Consider the following 25196-nt stretch of genomic DNA (forward strand, 5'->3'; position numbering starts at 1 on the left):
TTCATGCTTACCAACTCCCCGATGGAAAAGTCCATCGCGGCATTCCTAAAAAGAAGCATTTCTTAAAAGTTACAATTGACGATTACTCGCCACCATTGTAAAACTGCCCGCAACGCTTACGGAGTTAGCTGACGGGTTCGGGAGCAGGCATTCCCTACATCAGTGAAAGACTGATGATTCACCCCTGTGATTGGGTTCTCCGCTTCTCTTAGGAATTCAGCGACGGCATACTTTATTATATGCCTCTTTGCTTGTTTTGCCAACTGATGAGCATATCTGAAATGATATAAACTCTAATCTTTGAATTGTTTTACAAGTGACAAAGGAATGTTTACCTTGGCGTATTTTTTATTCAGGTTAAACAGAATGGTGTCTGTAGAAATTTGTATAGGTCCCACTTCCGATATAGAACCCACCGAACTCGTTTCTACTTCACGAATTTGACCACTGCGTTTTCCGACCATGACCGTCATTAAAACATGCGAACTGGCTGGAAACACTTCTCCCGCATCCCATGTGGCTAATTTTTCCACATCCACACCAGGGACAATCATGGTGAACACCCAGCAATACTCGTCTACTACATATTGTTGAGGCTGCAGATACACAGGCGTTCCCATCTTCTCTACACCTTCTAGCACTTTAGCATACGTTTGAAATACATCGGGGCTTGGCAAAGGATCAGAAGGTGCCCAGTGACCATTGACAAACGAGAATGCGGACTGCCCTTGCTGAAAAAATTGAATATTCGTGTCTCCCTCATGTACACCTAACGAAACTTCATTTGGTTTTTCAACTGAACCATAGACGGTAAATGATGGATTTATAGAATTATCAACTAAATTAACACTAGCCTTAATTTGATATTGATGAAGTTGAAGCCCCTTTTGAATAGCCGTCTGAATGATGGGCCATGCTTCAGCATCCGTTTTCGCTAAAGAAATGGGTGGCACTTGATTTAAGGTGGTCAGAGGTTTTGGCGAACATCCAACCAGTCCAAAACAACCAAGCAATGCAGCTACAATCCATAGCTTATTGGACTTCATCTGCTTTCACCCGCTTTCTTCTGTCATTCAAGCGCAGTCCCCAGCCAATGAGACCAATGATTATAAAAATACCAATAGAGACTGGGAGTACTGGCGTATACGAACGTTGAATGATTAAATATTCACCCGTTCCGTATATGGAAAGAGCTAAATCAACCTTACCTGGTTGCCAATGAACAGGCTCTACATTGACAACGTTGGTTCGATATACACGCCAATTTCGATAAAGTTGATGATCTCGATATAGATAAGAAGAGAAATATCGAGTTGGCACGTCTCTCATCGCACTTGGATCATCCGTGATAATTTCAGGTGCTCGATTTCCAACAGAAGGTAATACAGCTTCAAAACGCAACGAGGAACCAAGGGGAGCCTCATATACTGTACGAAACTGTCCTGCACTATTGACCGACAAAATATAGGCTCTTTGAGCGTTGACAAAAATAGCATCTGGTCCACCCTTGGTAAGCGGACCAATCACAATATCATGCGGTAGTGATTGTGTCAACGAAGCATGGAAGCTAGCTACTACTTTATTTTGAGTTAAACTGACAATTTGCAGTAAATTGGCTCCTTCGAGCAATACCTGATTGGCGCCTGGTCGAGTAAATGAGCCTTCACCAAGAATAATTTGCGTTTTGACTGGAACTTGCACTGTATGACCTTGCCAACTTCCGGTCAAAAGTCCTCCTTGAATCTGCAAGGGTGGATTTGCAGGTGTAACATTTGCGTCAGATAATAATTGATTCCATTGCTCTTGATCTTGCTCCCAGGTTTGTGCAGCCAAAGCCAGAAAATTGCCTGAATAACTGGCTGGTTCTAAACCTAATGCTGCGGCGCTGGCAGGTGAAACTGGAGCCGTCAAATACATAATGGCATGTTGATTGACAATCTTCCAATGTGAAACTGACAAGGGGAATGTAGGCGCCACCAAATTCCAAAGTGAAACTTGAGCTAAATCACTCAACGGTAGCGGTTTAACTACTGCTTTGCCGTGATCCGAAAGTATTTCCATTAACTCATACTCGTGTTGAGCGGTCTGTAAAAGATTATACAGAGAGTCAGGCTTACTTGTAGCTTGACTAGCTAAATCACTAAGTTCTGCATTGCTAGGTAATACACGATTGAAAGTGACAAGTGCAGGTCCTTGCGGAGTTGAAATGGTCGACCAAGGCAATGCAGGAATATCTCCAGGAATCAAACTCATTTTTCCATATTTTACGATCTTAAAATGTGTCAAAAACGGCCATTCACTGTAGGGAAGCCATAGATTCACCAGCAAAATTGCAGCCGCAGAAACCAGTACGGTCTTCCAACCTGCTTTCGTAAACCATATAGCCAAAATACACAATCCCAGAAGCATGATGACAGTAAAAAGCACACGCAACCCTGTAGGATAAAAGGATACGCTTGAAATTCCTTGACCAAGCAAAAGAGCAAACAGCGTGAAAGTAATCCATTTTTTGCGCGATTGGATGCGAATAGTTGTCAGCCAGAGCACAATAATCACGATGACAGCCAGTACGCCAAGCAAAGCAAAATCTTCAACCAATGGTTTAACAACCCAAATATTCATAGCATTGACAAACAGCGCCCAAAGCAGATAGACAATCCAAAGCCATCGACGACTACGCTTCAATGTTTTGTCCATCTTGCACCTCCTTGCCAAACCGCCCATATCCCCAAATCAGTAAGAGAGTTGAAAAAGCAAAATACAGAGCTGTCATGGGATTGTATTCCCATACATTTTCTGTGAAATTATGAATCACAACCGCTAAAATACCTGCAAATCCTCCAATAGCTAAAAACTTATCTCGTCCCCAAGCTGCTTTGGCAACTTTTTTATACAGCTCATAAAGAAGGGAAAGTTGCATACCAGCAAACAGAACAAGCCCCACCAATCCAGATTCGCCCAATGTCTTTGCGTAGTAATTATCGGAGTAGATTCCACCTCGATAAGTTGCAGCAACTTGTCCTCCGTAATGGCCTAAGCCTGCGCCAAAAAGAGGATTTGCCGCCATATGATCAAACGCCGTTAACCAACGGGCAATGCGGCCTGCTTCAGCTGATTTAAGAAAATAGACCGGTGAGAACAAATCAGCAAATCGATGATGTATAGATGGTAGAAAGAATGCCACAACACCTACGACTAAAAGAATCAGTAACAATCTCCGCTCAAAAATGAGCGCGGTAATCAACAATGACAACGCAAAAGCTAACCAAGCTCCTCGTGTATAGCTGAAGAGTAACGAAGCTAGACAAAAGACAGCGCCAAGAATATAAAACATTTTTCTCCAGCGATTGGTTTCACGAATAGCTAAGCTGATTAAAAGTGGTGAAGTCATAGCTGTAAATGCGCCCATTTCATTCGGACTCTGTAATACAGAAAAGACACGCGTACGAACATGTTCGTTGACGTCATTAAACGCTTGGGGGACCGGAGCTTTGGTGACATACTGATAAATTCCATTTGCTCCAATTAGAACAGCGGTAGAAGCAAGAACATGAAGTAACTTTGGCACATCTTCTTCATCGACAACAAAAGGCATTAAAAAAGTATAGAGCATGTAATAAATGTCATCCCGCAACCCTTGAACAGCAAGAATAGGTTGTCCAATATTAGAAAACATCATAGCGAAGCAGAATAGAATGTACCAGCCGGCAAATTTTTGCCAGAGAAATAATTTGGGTTTTTCGCCTGCCAACCAACGTCGCAATGCTACAACAGCTAATATGAGTAGCACTACGACATCCCAAATAACACCAATGGGATGGATATGCGGTAGACGCAATGCATAATCGACAATGGGATACGCCATGTATAATACCATGGCGTATCTAGCAACGCGGTGATGCTTGAGACCTAACCTGGCATGGCGCGGAAGATGTGATTGATCGCGCTCAGACTCCTGCATTAACAAAGAATTCACTCCCGTTTCACTGATTAGGAACAACCCCGCCCCTTATTTCACGAAAGCCATTAAGTTCAGCGAATCTGAAGTTCGAAAGCGGGACGAATCTCTCCTACCAAAGTTCCGCTGTGATTAACGAGAGACGGCCGATGCCAGCGGTTTAACGCATTTTTCTCTTCTGCGGTTAAAAGCTGCAATTGACTCAGCGCTTCAATTACAACTGGTCCCACCGCACGGCTGTTACCATCGTCAATCTTTAAGCAAAGTCCTATTCCTTTTTCTACCCATCCTACACAATAAACGCCTTCTGCTCCGGCTTTTGCAACTACTCTGCCAGGCATTGACATCATTAAATCTGTACAAAGTCGTTCGCTACCAGCTACAAGTTTAGGATTATCCATCATAGCACTTGCCAAACGTTTTAAAGCCCAGGCAATTTTTTCTTGCGGATTTTCCTGTCTAACACTCTCTGCCAGCTTGGCATATAGCAGCGCAAAACGATGAATGGGCATAGCAAACACTGGTACACCGCATCCATCGACTCCCCATTTCACTTTGTCAGACTCTATTTCACAAACTGCTTGCAATACTTGAAAAATATGCTCTTGAACTGGGTTATCGCGCTGGTCATATGTATCCAGTGGAGCATTTAAAAATTTTGCTAGCGCAAGCATCCCGGTGTGCTTTCCAGAACAATTGTTATGCAACGCGGTGACTACTTGACCATTTTTCAACATCGTCTCATAGGTTTTTTGATGATAAGGAGCATGGACACCACAACGCAAATCATCGACGGAAAGACCCAGACGAGCAAGTAAACTTTGTACAAGTTCAGTATGCTCCGGCTCACCACTATGTGAAGCACAGGCTACAGCCAGTTCCGCACTGGACAATTGAAAACTGTCAGCAGCTCCTGTCAATAGAAGCGGCAATGCTTGCAAAGGTTTGGCTGAAGAACGAGCAAACATAACACGATTAGGATCGCCAGTTGAAGCAATCAGATTGCCCTTGAAATCTATCACGACTAAATCGCCGCGATGTACACTTTCTACAATTTCACCACGTGTGACTTCAACGAGAAGTTCGCTCATTTTGTGCCAACCTTTCCATTTTACGCTGCTTGCGATATTCAAAGCGAGCAGGCGCAGTTTGATAATGCCATTTCTCCTCTTCCGTTTCCGGAATCACACCAGGTACAGGAGCAGGTCTTCCATCAGGCCCCAGTGCAACAAACGTCAAATACGAAGCGCCTGTTTGTTTGACTTGCCCAGTCATCAAATTTTCGGACTCTATACGCACAAAAACTTCCATTGAAGTTTTGTGCGTATATGTTACAAACGCCTCCAATCGAATGGCTTCCCCAGCTTTAATAGGTTCCAAAAAATCCAGGCTATCTGAAGAAGCTGTAACCACTGGCATACGGGCGTGACGCATTGTGGCGATGCTTGCTATTTTATCCACATAAGCCATCACTCGCCCGCCGAAAATAGTACCATAATTATTGGTATCTGGAGGTAGCACCAAGTCCGTCATAACGGTTCTTGAAGCAGATACTGGCTTGCTTTTCACTGTTAGGCTCCCTCACTTCAAGAAAGTTCTCTTTTCGACAAAATCCATCATCAAAAAGTCCCTTCCCAATTGTAGTGCCAAGAGCCGTTGGCTTCAACTTTTTACCCTCATGACCGTCTGTTTTTGACGTTCCCAGGAAGCTAACATGGACGAAGGGCTAAAAGCCCACTCACGATGTCCGATCTCTCGGTATATTCCAAAATGCAAATGGGGTGGAAACTTTCCAGCCGTACCAGGTGGTCCGTATCCTGTTGAACCAACATAGCCAATCACTTGACCAGGACGCACTAAACTGCCTTGTTTCACGCCTTTTGCAAAAGAAGATAAATGAGCGTAATAATAGTAGTAGTTATCTCCGTCTCGTATCCCTACACGCCAGCCGCCAAAACGATTCCAACCCATCAATTCTACGTATCCGTAACTGCAAGCCAGCACGGGTGTACCGTAAGAAGCAAAAATATCGACACCTTCATGAATTCTTCTACCGCCAAAACTTCTTCCCGCACCAAATGTATGCTTGACAGTATAATTATAACGTTTATCTACTGGAAAACAGTGACCCTCTGGATGCAAACCAAATGTCTCAAAAATACGTGAGAAGGCAAAGACTCTGTCCATTGCCACAGGATCTTGAAACAATGCCCACACGCATTCATCCAAATCACTCTCACCGCTTTCCAAATCAATCCAAGAGGCAAGGGCAGCAATTCGATCTTCTGCTTCAATTTGACTGGCAATCCGATCACGATTGGCATCTACACCTAGACCTCCGAATAAACTAATGGTCATCGGATCGATATCGTGACTATTTGGATTCGATAGACCAGACCAGGCTACATCATCAAAAGCATATCCATAGAACGGATGCTCATTGCGATCAGCCTTTGTCTTGGACAATTCAGCGTATCGATCGATCCCTGCTAAAATCCCCCAAGGGACATCAAAACGCTTACCGTACTGTTCATAAATAGGCTGTAATTTTATTTCGGCTTTCGTAGCTGCTTGAGCAATGGATGTGGTTTGTCCCCACGGAACAAAAATTGTGAAGGAACAGAATGTGGCCAAGAATACTTGCAGTTTGGGCTTATTTAGAAATCCCATGCGATTTAAATATCCTCCCTTCCTGCTCTTCTTAAACTCCAGAAGTGTTTAGAATTCATTCCACGACCATCTCATCTTTACCATTTCCCAAGTCAACGCGGATATGCTCTTTTGTGGACTGGAAAACGCATGATAAAATATCCATGGACGTAAATAGCAGATACTAAGGAGAAGTGAAGATTGAAATCTTTTTCTAAAATTGAGTTTCCCGTTCGTTCCACAGATTTGGATGTAAATGCGCATGTGAATAATGCGAAGTTTCTCGAGTATTTGGAGTGGGGACGAGAAGATTGGTTTGAACAACGCGGTTTTAAATACGACGAATTAAAAAAACAAAACCTCATCACAGTTCTTGCTCGTATGGAAGTTGACTATCGTCGGGAAGCTAGGCAGAACGATACAATGACCGTCTATACTTGGTTAAGCGCCGTCGGTCGCAGCAGTATGCAAATGGAACAAAAGATTTTGAACCAGTATGGGGAAATGGTCACGGAAGCAAAGGCTACAGTAGTAACTGTAAGTGCCAAAGAGCGCAGACCCATAGCCGTACCGGATGAAATCCGAAAACACATAGCTTTGGAATCACCTGCGCTAGTGATAAATTAATCAGAAAAAGGATTATATTTATCGATCTCGTTAATTTCAAAAGATGAATATCCCATTTTCTGTAATTTATTCCGAAAATCTTTAGGCAACGGATCGCGCACAATATGTCCATCGGCCATTTGCAACATAAAGGCGTGCAGCCATTGATGGGGTGCTTTATCCGCATTTTCATTATTCAATTCTCTAATGGCGCGGCCTCCCTGATATTTAACATCGTCAACCAGAGCATGTCCAATATGTTTCATATGGGCGCGTATTTGATGTGTCCTGCCAGTAATGAGTTGCAGGCAGACAACTGTCGATTTACCATTGCTTACAATAGGTTCAAAATCCGTTCGAGCGGGTCGAGCATCTGATGCATCAGATATAACGGTACGATTGTTTTCTCGACGTGAAATAGCCAACTGAATAGACCCGCGATGCTTAATCTCTCCGTGTACTAACGCTATATAATACTTCTCAATCTGACCATTTTGAATCTGGCGAGAAATTTCCTTAGCCGCCCAGCCATTTTTAGCAAAAAGAACAATCCCGCTTGTATTTCTATCCAAACGGTGAAGAGGTGCCGGACTGTATGTATCCGAATCTGCATCACCTTTTTGATAGAGATATGCGGCAACTTGATTGACTAATGTATGCTTGTGCTCGCCCGCCGCACCATGTGTTAAAACACCTCCTGGTTTGTGCACAGCCAACCAATCAGAAGTTTCTTCTAACACTTCAATATCTGTTCGGATGCCGGAAAATTTATGAGGCGACTTTTTGACATTCTCATAGTCATCACGATGAATAAAGAGAATTAAACGATCACCCGTATCTACAATTTGATCCGGTTTCGCTTTTTTTCCATTGAGTTTAACGCGGCCTGTACGAATCATCTTATATATCCCTGACAAGGGAATACCGGGAAGCATCTGCCGAACCACACGGTGTACCTTTTTACCAGCTTGCATTTGGGTAATTTCATGTTCTATCAAATAACATCCTCATTTCCAACTTTTATAGCATTAAGGTTTCCCACAAGTTAGCTCTTTGAACCGGATCGCCATGAGCTGGACAAACCCAATTAAATGACAAATTCCCGACTTCTTTTATCGATTTACGCAATGCTTGTTTATCCCAAGTTAAGAACCCCGGTGATGGCTTTAATTGACCACGACGCGTTGTCACCAAGTCCCCAGCAAACAATATATCATTGTATCGTAAAGAAACATGTCCCAAGGTATGACCAGGAGATGGAATAATTTCAATGCCACCTATCTGTTGCCCAGCATGGTAAGAATGAGTGATGTGTGGACGCTCAACTTTCATAGTTCTTTGAATCAAACCCCTTACTCCCTTTGCCTTCGCTTGTCCATGAATGTAAGGAATCTCTATTTCGGGAGCCCAAATGATAGCTGATGATTGATCCTGAAGCCATTTTGCGTTTCCAATATGATCAACATCCATATGCGTTAACAGAACATGCGCAATATCTTTTGGAGTCATTCCTAAATTGGCCAATTCTTTTTTTAATTGATCTCTTTTGGATGAAAGACTTGTATCAATCAATACAGGTTCATCGGATAAAACCAAATAAGCATAACTACCTTTAGTAGAAGTTAATAAATGTACATGAGGAGCAATTTCCATCTCATCACCCACAAGGAGAAAAATGTATAGGACTATAATTCGTATCATACAAAAAAACTGTCAGGAGTTCAGCTCTGTTTATACAGAGCATTCTCCCAACAGCCACCTGTACTCCTGTTGCCTGGCAACGACCTAGGTTCCCAGGGGTCTTCACCCCAAGTATGCTCGGCGCTGGAGGTCTTCACGGTCGTGTTCGGGATGGGTACGCGTGTATCCCCTCCGCTATGGTCACCAGACTCTTCTTTCCTTTCCAACTGTCTCAGCAAGAGGGATTTTCCTTGGTGAAGGCCTCGACCGATTCGTATCCGTCCGCTCCACGCCTCACGACGCTTCCACGCCGGACCGATCTACCTTATCGTCTATAAGGGGTCTTCCTTCCTTGACGGAATGGGATACGTTATCTTGAGGCAGGCTTCGCGCTTAGATGCTTTCAGCGCTTATCCCTCCCCGACTTGGCTACCCAGCTGTGCCCTTGGCAGGACAACTGGTCCACCAGCGGTCGGTTCATCCCGGTCCTCTCGTACTAAGGACGAACCCTCTCACGTATCCTCCGCCCACGGCAGATAGGGACCGAACTGTCTCACGACGTTCTGAACCCAGCTCGCGTACCGCTTTCATGGGCGAACAGCCCAACCCTTGGGACCGACTTCAGCCCCAGGATGCGATGAGCCGACATCGAGGTGCCAAACCTCCCCGTCGATGTGGACTCTTGGGGGAGATCAGCCTGTTATCCCCGGGGTAGCTTTTATCCGTTGAGCGATGGCCCTTCCACGCAGTGCCACCGGGTCACTAAGCCCGACTTTCGTCCCTGCTCGACCTGTCCGTCTCGCAGTCAAGCTCCCTTGTGCCTTTACACGCCCCGCGCGGTTTCCATCCGCGCTGAGGGAACCTTTGGGCGCCTCCGTTACCTTTTAGGAGGCGACCGCCCCAGTCAAACTGTCCGCCTGACACTGTCCCCACACCCGATTCAGGGTGCCAGGTTAGAAGACTAGCATCTCAAGGGTGGTATCCCAACATCGACTCCACACAGGCTGGCGCCCATGCTTCTGTGTCTCCCACCTATCCTGTACATGACATGCCCGTCTCCCATATCAAGCTACAGTCAAGCTCCACGGGGTCTTTCCGTCTAGCCGCGGGTAACCTGCATCTTCACAGGTATTACAATTTCACCGGGTCTCTCGTTGAGACAGCGCCCAAGTCGTTACGCCTTTCGTGCGGGTCAGAACTTACCTGACAAGGAATTTCGCTACCTTAGGACCGTTATAGTTACGGCCGCCGTTTACTGGGGCTTCAATTCAGAGCTTCGGGCTCTCGCCCTCACCCCTCCTCTTAACCTTCCAGCACCGGGCAGGCGTCAGCCCCTATACTTCGCCTTTCGGCTTCGCAGAGACCTGTGTTTTTGCTAAACAGTCGCTTGGGCCTTTTCACTGCGGCTCTTCTTCAGAGCGCCCCTTCTCCCGAAGTTACGGGGCCATTTTGCCGAGTTCCTTAACGAGAGTGCTCCCGCGCGCCTCCGTGTTCTCCACGCGCCCACCTGTGTCGGTTTCCGGTACGGGCAGATGCATTCTCCCTAGAGGCTTTTCTTGGCAGTGTGACCTCGAGCGCTTCGGTACTCTTCTTCCCTCCCCATCACCGCTCAGAGTTCTCGCCGCGCGGTTTTCCCTGCGCGACCCCCTTGCGGATTGGACGGCCTCTTCCATCCGGCCGCTCGCTCTAGCCTCCTGCGTCACCCCTTCAGTCATGCAAATCCATCTGGTACGGGATTCTCAACCCGTTCTCCTTCGACTACGCCTCTCGGCCTCGCCTTAGGTCCCGACTAACCCTGGGTGGACGATCCTTCCCCAGGAAACCTTGGGCTTTCGGCGGAGGGGATTCTCACCCCTCTTTTCGCTACTCATACCGGCATTCTCACTTCCATAACCTCCACCTTCCCTCTCAAGAAGGCTTCTCCGCTTATGGAACGCTCCCCTACCCTGTGGTCTTCCCACAGCCATAGCTTCGGTGTGTGGTTTAGCCCCGTTACATTTTCCGCGCAGCGTCACTCGACCAGTGAGCTATTACGCACTCTTTCAATGATGGCTGCTTCTAAGCCAACATCCTGGTTGTCTATGCACCGCCACATCGTTTCCCACTTAACCACCCTTGGGGACCTTAGCTGTTGGTCTGGGCTGTTTCCCTCTTGACTACGGATCTTAGCACTCGCAGTCTGACTGCCACGGTTCAATGAAACGGCATTCGGAGTTCGACGGAGCTTGGTAACCCTGGTCGGGCCCCGCACCCCATCGGTGCTCTACCTCCGTCCCTCATCCGTGACGCTAGCCCTAAAGCTATTTCGGGGAGAACCAGCTATCTCCGGGTTCGATTGGAATTTCTCCCCTACCCCCAGTTCATCCCCCGGCTTTTCAACGCCGGTGGGTTCGGGCCTCCATGCGGTGTTACCCACACTTCACCCTGACCAGGGGTAGCTCACCCGGTTTCGGGTCGATGGCAATCAACTTCTCGCCCTCTTCAGACTCGCTTTCGCTTCGGCTCCGGCTTCCCTGCCTTAACCTCGCTCATCACCATCACTCGCCGGTTCATTCTACAAAAGGCACGCCGTCATCCTTTCGGACTCCGACTGCTTGTAAGCACACGGTTTCAGGTTCTCTTTCACTCCGCTCCCGCGGTTCTTTTCACCTTTCCCTCACGGTACTCTCCGCTATCGGTTGCCAGGGAGTATTTAGCCTTAGGAGGTGGTCCTCCCTGATTCCCACGGGGTTCCTCGTGTCCCGCGGTACTTGGGGCCTGCGCTACCTCCCTCGACAAGCTTCGCCTACGGGGCTCTCACCCGCTCTGGCCGACCTTCCCATGTCGTTTGGCTCCCTTGTCTCCTTCGGCCCAGGCAAGACCCTGCCTGGCTGCGCATCCCCTCTACCCCATGATGGCAACGGGGGTCCCCTTCTCCACCATCATGGTTTAGGCTCTTCCGCGTTCGCTCGCCACTACTTGCGGAATCACTCTTGTTTTCTTCTCCTCCAGGTACTGAGATGTTTCAGTTCCCCAGGTTCCCTCCGTCTATCCTATACATTCAGATAGCGGTACCGGCCCATCACGACCGGTGGGTTCCCCCATTCGGACATCCCTGGATCTTCGCTCGCGTACAGCTCCCCAAGGCATTTCGGTGTTCGCCCCGTCCTTCTTCGGCTCCTGGCACCTAGGCATCCTCCGTGCGCCCTTTCTACCTTCACCTTTCTTCCCTCTTGCTGATTCAGTTCTCAAGGTCCTTCGAGCTTATCCCTCTCTCAAGGCATAAGTAGCTTTCGCTAAGTTCTCTCCCGAGAACCCTCAAAACTAAACACGCACGCCTCTCCACCAAACCCCTCTCTCTTCCCTAGAAAGGAGGTGATCCAGCCGCACCTTCCGATACGGCTACCTTGTTACGACTTCACCCCAATCATCGACCCCACCTTCGGCGGCTGGCCCCCTTTCGGGTTACCCCACCGACTTCGGGTGTTGCCAACTCTCGTGGTGTGACGGGCGGTGTGTACAAGGCCCGGGAACGGATTCACCGCGGCATGCTGATCCGCGATTACTAGCAATTCCGGCTTCATGCAGGCGAGTTGCAGCCTGCAATCCGAACTACGAGCGGTTTTCAGGGGTTCGCTCCAGATCGCTCTCTCGCTTCCCGTTGTGCCGCCCATTGTAGCACGTGTGTCGCCCAGGACATCAGGGGCATGATGATTTGACGTCATCCCCGCCTTCCTCCGACTTGCGCCGGCAGTCACCTGTGAGTCCCCACCTCTACGTGCTGGTAACACAGGTCAAGGGTTGCGCTCGTTGCGGGACTTAACCCAACATCTCACGACACGAGCTGACGACAACCATGCACCACCTGTCTCCTCTGCCCCGAAGGGACCTACCATCTCTGGTATCGTCAGAGGGATGTCAAGCCCTGGTAAGGTTCTTCGCGTTGCTTCGAATTAAACCACATGCTCCACTGCTTGTGCGGGCCCCCGTCAATTCCTTTGAGTTTCAGTCTTGCGACCGTACTCCCCAGGCGGAGTGCTTATTGGGTTTCCTTCGGCACTGAGGGTGGTACCCCCCAACACCTAGCACTCATCGTTTACGGCGTGGACTACCAGGGTATCTAATCCTGTTTGCTCCCCACGCTTTCGTGCCTCAGCGTCAGTCACTGTCCAGCAAGGCGCCTTCGCCACTGGTATTCCTCCACATCTCTACGCATTTCACCGCTACACGTGGAATTCCCCTTGCCTCTCCAGTACTCAAGTCCTACAGTTTCCAAGGCATTCCCAAGGTTGAGCCCTGGCCTTTCACCCCAGACTTGCAGAACCGCCTACGCACCCTTTACGCCCAGTGATTCCGGACAACGCTTGCCCCCTACGTATTACCGCGGCTGCTGGCACGTAGTTTGCCGGGGCTTCCTCTCGGGGTACCGTCTCGCAAAGAGCATTCCCTCTCCTTGCCGCTCTTCCCCCTTGACTGAGCTTTACAACCCGAAGGCCTTCCTCGCTCACGCGGCGTTGCTCCGTCAGGCTTGCGCCCATTGCGGAAGATTCCCTACTGCTGCCTCCCGTAGGAGTCTGGGCCGTGTCTCAGTCCCAGTGTGGCCGGTCACCCTCTCAGGTCGGCTACGCATCGTCGCCTTGGTAGGCCTTTACCCTACCAACTAGCTAATGCGCCGCGGGGTCCTCTCTCAGCGATGCCGTAGCATCCTTTCCCGCATCAGGCATGCGCCTCATGCGCCTATCCGGCCTTAGCACCCGTTTCCAGGCGTTATTCCGGTCTGTTAGGCAGATTCCCCACGTGTTCCTCACCCGTCCGCCGCTGGTATCTTTCGATACCCGCTCGACTTGCATGTATTAGGCACGCCGCCAGCGTTCGTCCTGAGCCAGGATCAAACTCTCAATGTCTAATTCCTTCTCCCTCGCTCCCTCGAGCTCGGGCACTTCTTCTCTGGCGTTTGGTGATTCTTGTGCGTGTTTAGTTTTCAAGGTTCTCTCGCTGCCAAGGCTCTCTTTCGCGTCCCCTCTTGCAGCGACAGCGACTATCTTACCTTCTTTTTGTCGAAAAAGCAATAGCTTCTGTCGAAAAAAATCGGTTTTTTTCATTGCCTGCGAAATAATTTCCTAACAGATGGTCAAATCGTGTGATTTTCAACCATCAAGCCCGCTCCAATCTCCTTTTTCAAATCGTTCAATGACAACGTGATCGGCCTCAGACAAATTTGCATGAAGTAACATATCGGGTCTTCGCTTCCAAGTACGATATAACGACTGCATTCGTCGCCATTCAGCAATTTTCCCATGGTGTCCAGAAAGCAACACTGGCGGCACGGATATTCCACGAAACACAGCAGGCCGAGTGTATTGTGGATACTCCAAAAGTCCATGGCTATGCGATTCTTCCGCTAACGATTCTTGATTACCAAGCACACTTGGAAGAAGTCGTACAACCGAATCAATAACTGCCATAGCCGCTATTTCTCCGCCTGTCATGACGAAATCTCCCAGCGAAATTTCGTCAGTTACCCAAGTTTGGCGAACGCGATCGTCCATTCCTTCATAATGTCCGCAGAGAATAACCAAAGATTTCTTTTGTGAAAATTCCTGAGCCATACTTTGCCGATAAGTCTTTCCTTGGGGAGTCATGAGGAGAATTGCATCTGGTGTCTCACGCTCTTGTAAAGCTTCAAGGGCACGGAAAATGGGTTCTGGTTTAAGAAGCATACCTGCACCGCCACCAAACGGATAATCATCCACAGTGCGATGCCGGTCAGTTGCATAATCCCGAAAATTTATACACTGAAGCTGAGTGGCTCCCGAATCTTGTGCACGTTTGATAATACTTGTCTCGAAAAAGGGAGTAAATAGTTCTGGAAACAATGTTAAGACGTGAAATTTAAGCATGTTGACCTTCTCCTGTCTCTTCCTCAAGCAATCCCGCGAGAAGATGCACTGTCATCCGCTTCTCATCTAAAGAAATATTTAATACGCATGAAGGAATGGCAGGAATCAAAAGTTCTTTTGTTTGATCTGACTTTTTCACAACATACACATCATTCGCACCCGGTTGCAGCACTTCCATTAATTCTCCTAAATACTCGCCAGAGTCTCGATATACCTGAAGACCAATTAATTGGTGAATGTAGTAAGTCCCTTCCGGCAATGGCTCCAGCATCGATTCAGGAATACATAATTCTGTTTTACGCCAATCTTCCACCTGAGAAATAGACTGGATGTGTTCAAAAGTGAGGATCCAAAATTTTTGATGTTTCTTGGCTGATTCTACAAAAACTTCTTGAAAGGGGTCTTGATTAGGACGACGAATCCATAATTGAGAACCTTTCGAAAATCGAACTTCTGGGAAGTCAGTACGAGGATATACCTTAACCGCCCCTCGCAAAGCATGCGGCGATACTATCACACCCACAGTAAAAAATTTTTCTCTCATGTAGATCCTCCTTTCTCCTTGATTGGAGGTTTGTCCAATCTATTTATCTTTATAATATTTGAATGCTAGATCACCCTATAGGAATATCACAACGCAAAGAATGGGCAAAAGCGCAACGCCCGCCCATCCATTCTATGATGCTTGGCGAAAAATTCCGTCCCAAATCAAACAAGTTTATTCTTGGAAGGATTGACCTCCACGACGGATATCAACAACCACACCATCTTTCACAACAATTTCCGATCCCATTAAAATTTTACTCCAGTCATCTCCTACTCGAACATCAACCACTGTTTCAACATTCATATTTTGAATCTCCGTCCCCAACTCTAGCTGTTGAATTTGTTGCATTTGTTGGAGAAGTTGTTCGCGTTGCATGAGACGATTGTTTTTTTCCGTCTCCACTTGCTCGCGAACCTGTTTAGCTATTTCGCCACCTTGACTCATAGCTTGTTCAATCGCTTGCTTACCTTGTTCCTCAATTTGTTCTAACTCATGCCCAAGTTGCTCAATCTGTTTGCGATGTTCCTGGATAATTTGCTGCTTCGCCATCTCTGTCAAAATAAATTTCACCGCTACTGGTTGACGAATTTGCACAATATTCGCTCCTTTAAATTTCGAACTGCGCTCTACTTCTATTTTAACGCTGATCGCTGTTTTAACGTTTTGCTTCAATTTCTAATTGTACTCGAAGTCCTTGACGATGTGCAGAAGCTGCTAGTATTTGACGCAACGATTTTACAATACGTCCTTGGCGTCCTATAACTTTGCCAACATCGTCCGGATGCACATAGAGTCGATACGTGACAGAACCCCCATCGATTGTATGAGCATCTATTTGAATGTCCTGTGGATAATCGACAATAGCTTCTACCAGAAAGCGAATCAATTTTTCCATCAAACCCGCTCCTGACACCCGCAGATAAAATCAATGACTGGAAAATTCGATGATAAATACAAGCAGCCAAAGCCGGCAAAATGCCGGCCTGGCTTACTGATGAATTTATTTTGCTTGCCGAGCCTCATGAAATTTCTTCAATACCCCCTGCTTACTTAACAGATGACGCACGGTGTCAGAAGGTTGGGCTCCCGTTGAAAGCCAATGCAGGGCACGTTCTTCATTAATGCTAATTTCCGCAGGATCCTTGAGCGGATTATAAGTACCAATCTCTTCAATAAAACGTCCATCACGAGGCGAACGAGATTCCGCAACAACCAAACGATAAAAAGGAGCTTTTTTAGCACCCATTCTTTTCAAACGAATTTTGACTGCCATCAATTATCATCCTTTGCATTCATTATTTTTTCTTTTTCTTATGATGTCGACGAGATTTTGGAAAATTGGAACCCTCTGCTGAGAGAGGGAATTTGCCCAATTCATCTTGTAAATTAGGAATTCCACCATCCATCCCGAGCGACTTCAGCGCACTAAGCGCATTTCGGCGTCCCATTTTTTTGCCAATTCCTGAAAATTTTTTCATCATCTGACGCGTCTGCTCAAATTGATTGAGAACTTGGTTTACCTCACGAACGGTGGTCCCACTTCCCATTGCCACTCGCCTACGCCGACTTGCATTCATGACATCAGGATTGGCACGTTCCTCTTTTGTCATGGAAGTAATGATAGCATCCATGCGCAAAAAACGCTTATCACCGAGATCGACATTCTCCAAACCCTTCATTTTGTTCATCCCGGGAATCATTTTCATGATTTGATCGAGTGGGCCCAAATTGCGAACTTGTTGGAACATCTCACGAAAATCATCCAGCGTAAAAGATGCGTTGCGCATCTTTTGCTCCATTTCCCGCGCCTTTTCCATATCCACTGTTTGTTCGGCTCGTTCAATCAGGCTAAGAACATCTCCCATGCCTAAAATGCGCGAAGCCATACGATCGGGATGGAAAGGTTGCAACGGTTCAATCTTCTCACCGAGACCAACATACTTGATGGGACAGCCCGTGGCAGAACGAATCGTTAATGCCGCTCCTCCACGCGCATCGCCGTCTAATTTGGTGAGAATGACACCCGTGAGACTGAGCCTTTGATGAAAAGTTTCTGCCACATGTACCGCGTCCTGCCCAGTCATGGCATCAACCACAAGCAAAACTTCATCCGGCTCAGCGAGAGACTGGATATCTTCCAGTTCTTTCATTAAATCCTCATCAATGTGCAGGCGTCCTGCGGTATCGACAAGTACAATGTCAGCCCCTTGAGCTTGTGCAGCGCGCAATCCTTGCCGAACAATCTCTTTGGGAAGTTGGGACTGACCCAGTTGAAAAACTGGGACATCAATCTGAGTTCCTAGAACCTCCAACTGTTGAATGGCTGCTGGACGATAGACGTCTGCAGCAATCAGGAGCGGACGGTGCTCATGCTGTTTGAAGCTAAGGGCAAGCTTGGCAATGGTGGTGGTCTTACCAGCACCTTGCAGACCGACCAGCATGATAACCGTGGGCGGCTTGGCTGCCATCTTGATTTTCGCTTGCTCGCCACCCATCAACTCGGTCAACTCTTCATAAACAATCTTGACGACCTGTTGTCCAGGCGTCAAACTGTTTTGCACATCTACGCCTACTGCACGTTCCCGAACGCGATCGACAAACTGTTTAATCACTTTTACGTTGACGTCCGCAGCAAGCAGTGCAAGACGAACTTCCCTCATGGCGAGAGCAACGTCTTCTTCTGTAAGTTTGCCTTTACTGCGCAGCTTGCTGAGCGCTTTTTGCAAACTGCTTGACAATGCTTCAAACACGCAGATCCCCCCTCTCCTCGCCAAACAGGAATTGCTTCCACTCTTCCAATATCCTGTTTATTGGCTCCATTTCTTCGTCTGACAGGTCAGGATGATTTTGAGTCACACGATGCCAAGCCGCCTGCAAGCACTTCAACCATTCCTGTTGACGCTGATGGTGCGCCAGCAAACCAAGTTGTGACTCATACCGTTCCAGCACTTCTTCTGCACGCGTGAGATTGTCATGAACAGCTTGTCTGGATACTCCATGCTGGGCGGCAATCTCTCCATACGACCAGTCATCGAAATAATGAAGTTCAAACATTTGTTGCTGGCGTGATGTGAGAAGCTGACCATAAAAGTCATACAACGCATTGACACGTGCGACCTTTTCTATCATATTCGGCTCCCGCCCCACTGTCAACCTCCTCACCTTGACAACATTATTCTGCCTCGCAAAGACTCTCCGCAAATGCGCGCGCTGAAAAAGGTTGAAGATCTTCCTTGCTCTCACCAAGCCCAACCCATTTCACAGGAATGCCTAGTTCCTGTACAATCGGCAAAACCACACCGCCTTTGGCTGTGCCGTCCAACTTGGTTAACACAATGCCACTGACTTGAACCACTTCGCGAAATACTTTTGCTTGCGAGATGGCATTTTGCCCGGTCGTTCCATCCAACACTAACAAAACTTCATGAGGCGATCCCGGTAGTTCCCGGGAAGCAACTTTGTAGATTTTAGCCAATTCTTTCATAAGGTGATCTTTATTCTGCAAACGACCTGCCGTATCACAAAGAATAAAGTCCACTTTGCGCGACTTGGCCGCCTGAATGGCATCATAAACGACTGCAGCCGGGTCGGCTCCTGCCACGTGACGCACTACATCGCAACCAACACGCTCGCCCCAAGCGACCAACTGTTCCGTTGCGGCGGCTCGGAATGTGTCTCCTGCAGCCAATAATACTTTTTTCCCTTGCGATTTATAATAGTGAGCCAACTTGCCAATCGAAGTTGTTTTACCAGCACCGTTGACACCGACAACCAAAACAAGTGTAGGTCCGTCCGCTGCTACAGATGGTGTTGGATCAACTTTCTCCAATGCTTCAGTGAGCGCTTGCGCCATTAAAGGCGGAAGTTCAGATGGTTGTTGAATTTTATTTTCTCGAGCTAATCGACGAACGCGTTCGACTACTTGAAGCGAGGTTTCCATACCCATATCGGCAGCCAAAAAAGCTTCTTCCATCTCTTCATAGACAGAATCGTCCAATCTGTTGGAAGAAAACAAGTGGCCTAATCTGCCAAACAACGCTCCTCGACTTTTCTTTAACCCCTGCTTAAATCGTTCAAAAATACCCACATTATCCCTCATTTCTCTGGCCCATAAGCTTGACTATTCAAGAAAGTTTAGGCTGGTTCATCTTCCCAGTCTTCCGCTATGCGCACACTCACCATGGAGGATACGCCTAATTCTTGCATGGTCACACCATATAGCACATCAGCGGCTTCCATAGTACCGCGACGATGCGTGATAACAATAAATTGTGTTGCTGCGGCGAAAGCTTGCAGTTGTTGAGCAAAACGACCTACATTGCCTTCGTCGAGAGCAGCCTCCACCTCATCAAGAACACAAAATGGCACAGGTCGAACACGCAAAATGGCAAAAAGTAACGCCATGGCTGTCAAAGCTCGTTCACCACCAGAAAGCAAATTGAGACTCTGCAATTTTTTCCCTGGTGGTTCAGCGATAACCTCAATACCTGTTGTCAACAGATGCTCTGGATCTGTCAACTGCAAATCTGCTCGTCCACCTTGAAACAATTGACGAAATACAATCTGAAATTCAGAGCGAATCTGTTCAAAAGTTGCTTGAAACCGTTCTTGCATCTGCTCATCAAGATTTTGTATGACATCTAATAATTGCGCTTTTGCTGCAAGAACATCATCTCTTTCCGATTGCAAAAATTGCAGACGCTCTGTTAACCGATTCCACTCTTCCCAGGCACTCACTCGCACATGACCCATGGATTGCAATTTTAAACGAAGGTTGCGTACCGTTTCCCTGGCTTTCTCCACATTCTCCAGACGTTCAAGTTTAGAGATAGCCCACTCGTAAGTCATCTCATACTGTTGACCCAACTTTTCGAGGGCATGGCGCAATTCTGCATCTGTGCGCTCTTCAAGCACTGCCAAGCGATGAGTCCGCTCTTCCACAGCTGCTAAAGCAGCTCTCGCTTCATGGACTGCTTTGTCCTTGACGCGCAAAGAAGACTCTAAAACTTGACGTTCCTGGCGCAACCAGAGCATGCGATGCTCTATCTCTTCTTTTTCTTGAAATGAATTTTTCAGACGCTCCTGCAATTCTTGTTCCCGCTCGGCAAGTTGGGCAAGTAAGGCAGCAAACTCGCTTAAATCCTTGTCTGCCGTCTGCAAGCGCTGTTCTAATTTTGCCTTTTCTCCTGACAATTCCTGAAGACGCTGCTGATTGGCGCTCTTCTCCTGTTCAAGAGTAGCCATTTGGACTCGCAAAGCAGTCAATTGCTCCTGCGTTTGTTGAGCATTTTGATCCCAATCTTGAATTTTTTTGCGAATTTCTGTTAATTGCTGTTCACCTTGTTCAATACGTGCTTCCGTCTCTTCGACTTTCTCAGCTGCCTGTTGCAGACGAGTACGGCGCAATTCGTCTGATTCCTTACTTTCTTCTATTTCAAATTGCACAGCTTGCCATTTTTCTTCCGCATTGACCAAACGCAGTTCTGCATCACGAATGGATGCTTCGGCCACCGTCAAACGTTCGGCTATTTCCGTACGTTCCTTGGTCAGCGTCTGTCCCAATCGTTCTATTTCACGCATGCGATTCTCTACAAGGGCTAGTTCTGCTCCTGCCTGTTGTTCTTTTTCCTGCAACTCTGCAAGTCGTTCTTCGGTTTCCTGTTTTTCACGAGTACGTCCCAGCAATCCAGGACCTTTTCGTGCATGGCTACCACCTGACATCAAGCCACCTGGAGCTACCACATCACCTTCAAGCGTCACCAACCGTACCCGATAGCGCAGCTTACGCGCCAAACGATTGGCGTCTACCAAAGTTTTCGCCACTACAACATTGCCAAGAAGATGAGCAATCGCCTGTTCGTAATTTGAGTGATATTGAAGCAACTGGCTGGCCACACCAAGCGCGCCCTCATCTTGCTTAACAATGGCCGCTTCTTCCTCAGAAAGGTAACGACCTCGAATCACAGAAAGCGGCATAAACGTAGCTCGACCCGCATGGCGTTGCTTCAAATACTCAATTGCCCGTCGCGCATCTTCTTCTGAAGCCACCAGCAAATTTTGAACTGCTCCACCCAGTGCGGTTTCAATGGCTAACTCCAACTCTTTGGGAACCCTGATGAGGTTGGCTATACTACCATAAATATGTTCTAAACGCCCGGCATCTTTCGCCTGAAGCACCGTTTTTACCCCGAGCGCGTAACCATCATAGCCAGATTCCAAATCACTCAATAATTCAACACGTGATTGTAAGGCCGCCAGTTCCTGACGCAAACGCTGGCGTTCTTCTTTCCATCGGCTATCTTCTTTACCTAGCTCGCGAAATTGTTGCGAAACTTCCGATAAACGCTGATCCATGGAAGCGAGCCCTTCACGCTCTTTTGCCGCCATAACCTTGTTAGCTTCTAATATCTCTTTTGCCTCTTGGCGAAGCTTGTCCAAACGCTCTGCCTCGGCCACCAGCCAAGCTCGCTGTTTGCTATCGGCGGCATCCCGTTCTTGTAAAGAACGATAGATATTGCGCGCCGTAGCAGCTTCTTGATGCCATGTAATATAAAGGTTATTCAGTTCTTCCAGCTCTCGCTCTAGCTTTGTCCTGTTTTCCGTCAATACCAAGGCTGAAAGCGTCCGCTCTTCTTGACGCATTTGCGCCCAATCTGCCGCGATTTCACTCTGGCGCAAGTCTATATGCTTTTGACGCTCCGCCAGTTGATTTAATTCACGACGCGCCTCTTCTACTTGATTTTGCCGATCCGCTTGAGCTGCGAGCAGATGAACGCGTCGTTCTTGATAGACCGCTGCCTCGCGAGTCCATTCCTCACGTTGCGCTGTGAGTCTTGCAAGCTGCTCTTGAACCATTTCCATTTCTTCTTGCTTTTGTTCCAGTTGAAGATTTTCATGCTTCAGTTGCTCTTCTGATTCACGAAGCCGATCTTTGGCGGCAGAACGTTGGGACACCAAAGAACTCGATTCGGCAGCCAACTGCTTTCGTTGCTCAGAAAGACTATCGATGTCGTGCATGAGAATTTGAGCTTCAGTTGTCTTCAATTCAGCCTCAATATCCAGATATTCGCGCGCACGTTTAGCTTCGACAGCAAGCGGCCGCTCCTCCCGTTCCAACTCAGCAATGATATCGTCAATACGGGTGAGATTGGCATCTGTCTCCCCCAGTTTTCGCTCCGCTTCCTTGCGGCGATGTTTAAATTTAACAATCCCTGCCGCATCTTCAAAAGGGCCACGCCGATCTTCGGGGTGCGTCGAGAGCATTTCTTCAATACGTCCCTGACCAATGATGGAATAAGACTCTCTGCCAAGCCCAGAATCCATAAAAAGTTCTAAAATATCTTTTAAACGGCAAGGCTGTCGATTTAATAAATATTCACTTTCCCCTGAACGATAGACACGGCGTGTGATATTAACTTCTTTGTATGAAACAGGCAAGTGCCCATCTTCGTTATCCAGCGTAAGTGAAACTTCACAAAAATTCACGGCACGTCGCGTTTCACTGCCAGCAAAAATAACATCTTCCATACGATTGCCGCGTAAAGATTTGGCACTTTGCTCACCAAGCACCCATCGAATAGCGTCTGCCACATTGCTTTTGCCACTGCCATTGGGCCCTACAACCGCCGTCAGTCCAGGGGAAAACTCCAACGTCGTCTTATCGGCAAACGATTTAAATCCTATCAAATCAATCCGTTTGAGAAACATTTTCTCGCACACCGCCTGATGAACGGACCAGATGATCGTAAGCTACATGAGCCGCTTGCTGCTCCGCTTCTTTTTTGGAACGCCCAGTCCCCATACCAAACTGTTCGCCTCGAATCAAAATTTCCACCACAAATTCGCGCGCATGCGCTGGTCCGCGTTCTTCAATTGTTACGTAGCGCACCATCTCGCCTTGCATATGCTGCTGTACCCACTCTTGAAGCAATGTTTTGTAATCTGTACCCAATGTGGCTTGATCCAAATGAGCTAACATATGTTGCTGAACAAAGTTCCAACAAGCTTCTATTCCTTGATCGAGATAGAGTGCGCCGATAAAAGCTTCAAAAACATCGGCAAGTAAAGCAGGACGCATGCGTCCGCCTGAACGTTCCTCTCCACGGCCAAGCCGCACATGTCTTTCAAATTCAAGTATTTTCGCAAAACGAACTAAGGAAGGCTCGCAAACTAAACTAGCTCGCATACGCGTCAGTTGTCCTTCAAGCAAATCAGGGTACTGTCGATATAAGTAGTCACTGATCAGCAATTCCAAAACTGCATCACCCAGAAACTCTAACCGTTCATTGTCACCTAAACGAGATTTTCGATGTTCATTGCGATAAGAAGCGTGCGTAAAAGCCTGAAGCAATAATTGCGTGTCTCGAAACTCTACACCACATTTTTTTTGCAGTTCTCCTAAAGATTGATCACGAGTGGAACGATCTCGTTGTAAAGTATCGCCTGTATGTTTTTTCATCTTGGTGACCTTCCCCTACTGGATGTTGAGGGACAGGCGCTCACAAATAGAGCAAGTGACTGTCCCTCAACATCCCGTCCTTTTTCTTGTTCGGTTATTGAGTGGCCTGGAAAGGTAAATGAACCTCTCCAGGCATTATAAACTTAGTTTTCCATAAAACGGCGGATAATAATCGAGGCATTATGGCCACCAAATCCAAACGAATTGGACATGACCGTATCCACCGCCTGCTCACGTGCCTTGTTGGGCACATAATCTAAATCGCATTCTGGATCAGGGGTTTCATAGTTCATAGTAGGTGGAATCATTCCGGTTAAGATGGTCATGACACTGGCCACAGCTTCAACGCCGCCAGCGGCGCCAAGCAAGTGTCCTGTCATAGATTTAATGGAGCTCATACTTAATTTGTAAGCGTATTCTCCGAATGTTGCTTTTACAGCCATGGTTTCTAATTTGTCGTTCAGATCGGTAGATGTACCATGAGCATTAATATAGTCTACATCTTCTGGACGCAACCCAGCATCATCGAGGGCTGCTTGCATCGCCAAAGACGCTCCAAATCCAACCGGATCGGGGGCAGTAATATGATGGGCATCTGCAGACATACCATAGCCAACGACTTCTGCCAGAATTTTTGCACCGCGGGCCTTAGCTGATTCTAAGGATTCCAGAACCAAAACACCAGCACCCTCACCCATCACAAATCCATCACGATGAGCATCAAAAGGTCGACTCGCTTGCTCAGGACTGTCATTTCGTGTAGATAGTGCCTTCATATTGGCAAAACCGGCCAGCGCTAAATCACAGATTGTAGCTTCTGCACCGCCGCATATCATTGCATCGGCAGCACCGCGAGCAATAATCTTGTAGGCGTCGCCCACAGCATGTGTACCTGTCGCACAGGCGGAAACAGGGGCCAAATTGGGACCTTTAGCCCCAAACATAATTGATATTTGGCCACTTGCAGAGTTAATCATCATCATAGGTACAAGAAATGGAGATACTCGTTTAGGACCGCGATCGCGCAGAACGTTGTAATTTTCAAGCATGGTCTGCAAACCGCCAATACCGGAACCAATGTAAACACCTACGCGGGCCGCGTTCTCTTCCGTAATCTGCAAACCAGACTGGCGGAGAGCCTGTACAGCAGCACCGACCGCAAACTGTGCATACATATCAAAGCGACGAATTTCTTTTTTCTCAATGTAATCTTCCGCCTGAAAGCCTTTGACCTGTCCAGCAATTCTTACTGGATACTCACTCACGTCAAAACGATCGATTAAACCGATTCCCGATTTGCCCGCAAGCAAATTCTGCCAAAAAGATTCCACGGTTGAACCGACTGGGGTAACTGCACCAAGACCTGTTACAACTACACGTTTTTGCACAGCTTCACCTCCTCTGTATATAACAGAAAGC

General features: G+C 47.4%; 20 protein-coding genes, 3 rRNA genes and 1 riboswitch. Of the genes, 1 reads left to right on the forward strand and 22 read right to left on the reverse strand.

Translation table 11 applies throughout. The annotated features are described in order from the left end of the window. Positions 1-98: 98 nt before the first annotated feature. Positions 99-232, reverse strand: a riboswitch (cyclic di-AMP (ydaO/yuaA leader). A 61-nt stretch (positions 233-293) separates the two neighbouring features. From FY534_RS08830 to FY534_RS08855, 6 genes are all read right to left on the reverse strand, one after another. Beyond that, positions 294-1046: a hypothetical protein gene (locus FY534_RS08830; RefSeq protein WP_203114341.1), complete on the reverse strand. Its 753-nt coding sequence runs from the start codon at positions 1044-1046 to the stop codon at positions 294-296. Continuing rightward, positions 1033-2697, reverse strand: coding sequence for a hypothetical protein (locus FY534_RS08835; protein ID WP_203114342.1), 1665 nt, complete (start codon positions 2695-2697; stop codon positions 1033-1035). The genes FY534_RS08830 and FY534_RS08835 overlap by 14 nt, the downstream gene beginning before the upstream one ends. Then, entirely contained in the window at positions 2675-3961 is a 1287-nt protein-coding gene (locus FY534_RS08840) for an O-antigen ligase family protein (protein WP_238413748.1), read from the reverse strand. The genes FY534_RS08835 and FY534_RS08840 overlap by 23 nt, the downstream gene beginning before the upstream one ends. 71 nt (positions 3962-4032) lie before the next feature. Further along, the gene (locus FY534_RS08845; RefSeq protein WP_203114343.1) at positions 4033-5049 is read right to left on the reverse strand and encodes an asparaginase; all 1017 of its coding nucleotides are present in this window, start codon (positions 5047-5049) and stop codon (positions 4033-4035) included. Beyond that, positions 5030-5491, reverse strand: coding sequence for an acyl-CoA thioesterase (locus FY534_RS08850; protein WP_072874166.1), 462 nt, complete (start codon positions 5489-5491; stop codon positions 5030-5032). The genes FY534_RS08845 and FY534_RS08850 overlap by 20 nt, the downstream gene beginning before the upstream one ends. Before the next feature lie 129 nt (positions 5492-5620). Continuing rightward, positions 5621-6628 (reverse strand): M23 family metallopeptidase, encoded by a 1008-nt coding sequence (locus FY534_RS08855; RefSeq protein ID WP_203114344.1) that lies wholly within the window; start codon positions 6626-6628, stop codon positions 5621-5623. 180 nt (positions 6629-6808) lie between these two features. On the opposite strand from FY534_RS08855, the gene FY534_RS08860 reads away from it, so the two are divergent. After that, positions 6809-7234 (forward strand): acyl-CoA thioesterase, encoded by a 426-nt coding sequence (locus tag FY534_RS08860; protein WP_072874147.1) that lies wholly within the window; start codon positions 6809-6811, stop codon positions 7232-7234. Here the strand turns inward: FY534_RS08860 and FY534_RS08865 are convergent. The 16 genes from FY534_RS08865 to fabF all read right to left on the reverse strand — a co-directional run bounded on the left by FY534_RS08865 (position 7231) and on the right by fabF (position 25165). After that, a complete protein-coding gene (locus FY534_RS08865) occupies positions 7231-8211 on the reverse strand; it encodes an RluA family pseudouridine synthase (protein WP_203114345.1) in 981 nt (326 codons plus the stop codon). The two genes, FY534_RS08860 and FY534_RS08865, sit on opposite strands and share 4 nt — an antisense overlap. A gap of 22 nt (positions 8212-8233) precedes the next feature. Further along, positions 8234-8866, reverse strand: a complete 633-nt coding sequence (locus FY534_RS08870; protein ID WP_203114346.1) for an MBL fold metallo-hydrolase — start codon at positions 8864-8866, stop codon at positions 8234-8236. Positions 8867-8985: 119 nt separating this feature from the next. Continuing rightward, positions 8986-9102 (reverse strand): 5S ribosomal RNA (rrf, locus tag FY534_RS08875). A 42-nt stretch (positions 9103-9144) separates the two neighbouring features. Further along, positions 9145-12094: ribosomal RNA gene (locus FY534_RS08880) — 23S ribosomal RNA — on the reverse strand. 146 nt (positions 12095-12240) lie between these two features. Further along, a 16S ribosomal RNA gene (locus tag FY534_RS08885) occupies positions 12241-13776 on the reverse strand. The 16S, 23S and 5S rRNA genes sit together here, the layout of an rRNA operon. Before the next feature lie 243 nt (positions 13777-14019). Then, on the reverse strand, positions 14020-14772 hold the full coding sequence (gene trmD, locus FY534_RS08890; protein WP_203114347.1) for a tRNA (guanosine(37)-N1)-methyltransferase TrmD: 753 nt from the start codon (positions 14770-14772) through the stop codon (positions 14020-14022). Continuing rightward, positions 14765-15316 carry a ribosome maturation factor RimM gene (gene rimM, locus FY534_RS08895; RefSeq protein WP_203114348.1) on the reverse strand — a complete coding sequence of 184 codons (552 nt, stop codon included), beginning with the start codon at positions 15314-15316 and terminating at the stop codon, positions 14765-14767. The genes trmD and rimM overlap by 8 nt, the downstream gene beginning before the upstream one ends. Before the next feature lie 174 nt (positions 15317-15490). After that, complete coding sequence (locus FY534_RS08900) at positions 15491-15913, reverse strand: YlqD family protein (RefSeq protein ID WP_072873836.1); 423 nt, start codon at positions 15911-15913, stop codon at positions 15491-15493. Between the two features lie 61 nt (positions 15914-15974). Beyond that, entirely contained in the window at positions 15975-16214 is a 240-nt protein-coding gene (locus FY534_RS08905) for a KH domain-containing protein (RefSeq protein ID WP_072873835.1), read from the reverse strand. 105 nt (positions 16215-16319) lie between these two features. Then, positions 16320-16592 (reverse strand): 30S ribosomal protein S16, encoded by a 273-nt coding sequence (gene rpsP, locus FY534_RS08910; protein ID WP_072873834.1) that lies wholly within the window; start codon positions 16590-16592, stop codon positions 16320-16322. 22 nt (positions 16593-16614) lie between these two features. After that, complete coding sequence (gene ffh / locus FY534_RS08915) at positions 16615-18069, reverse strand: signal recognition particle protein (protein WP_203114349.1); 1455 nt, start codon at positions 18067-18069, stop codon at positions 16615-16617. Continuing rightward, positions 18062-18466 carry a YlxM family DNA-binding protein gene (ylxM, locus tag FY534_RS08920; RefSeq protein WP_238413474.1) on the reverse strand — a complete coding sequence of 135 codons (405 nt, stop codon included), beginning with the start codon at positions 18464-18466 and terminating at the stop codon, positions 18062-18064. Before ylxM ends, ffh begins: the two co-directional genes overlap by 8 nt. A gap of 25 nt (positions 18467-18491) precedes the next feature. Next, positions 18492-19418 carry a signal recognition particle-docking protein FtsY gene (gene ftsY, locus FY534_RS08925; protein WP_370541524.1) on the reverse strand — a complete coding sequence of 309 codons (927 nt, stop codon included), beginning with the start codon at positions 19416-19418 and terminating at the stop codon, positions 18492-18494. Between the two features lie 35 nt (positions 19419-19453). Beyond that, positions 19454-23026, reverse strand: a complete 3573-nt coding sequence (gene smc / locus FY534_RS08930) for a chromosome segregation protein SMC (RefSeq protein ID WP_203114350.1) — start codon at positions 23024-23026, stop codon at positions 19454-19456. After that, the gene (gene rnc, locus FY534_RS08935; protein ID WP_072873830.1) at positions 23007-23777 is read right to left on the reverse strand and encodes a ribonuclease III; all 771 of its coding nucleotides are present in this window, start codon (positions 23775-23777) and stop codon (positions 23007-23009) included. The genes smc and rnc overlap by 20 nt, the downstream gene beginning before the upstream one ends. Positions 23778-23920: 143 nt before the next feature. Beyond that, positions 23921-25165: a beta-ketoacyl-ACP synthase II gene (gene fabF, locus FY534_RS08940; RefSeq protein WP_203114351.1), complete on the reverse strand. Its 1245-nt coding sequence runs from the start codon at positions 25163-25165 to the stop codon at positions 23921-23923. Positions 25166-25196: the final 31 nt, after the last annotated feature.

The sequence above is a fragment of the Alicyclobacillus sp. TC genome, from assembly GCF_016804365.1.
In the GTDB taxonomy this organism is placed as follows: Bacteria; Bacillota; Bacilli; order Alicyclobacillales; family Alicyclobacillaceae; genus Alicyclobacillus_I; species Alicyclobacillus_I tolerans.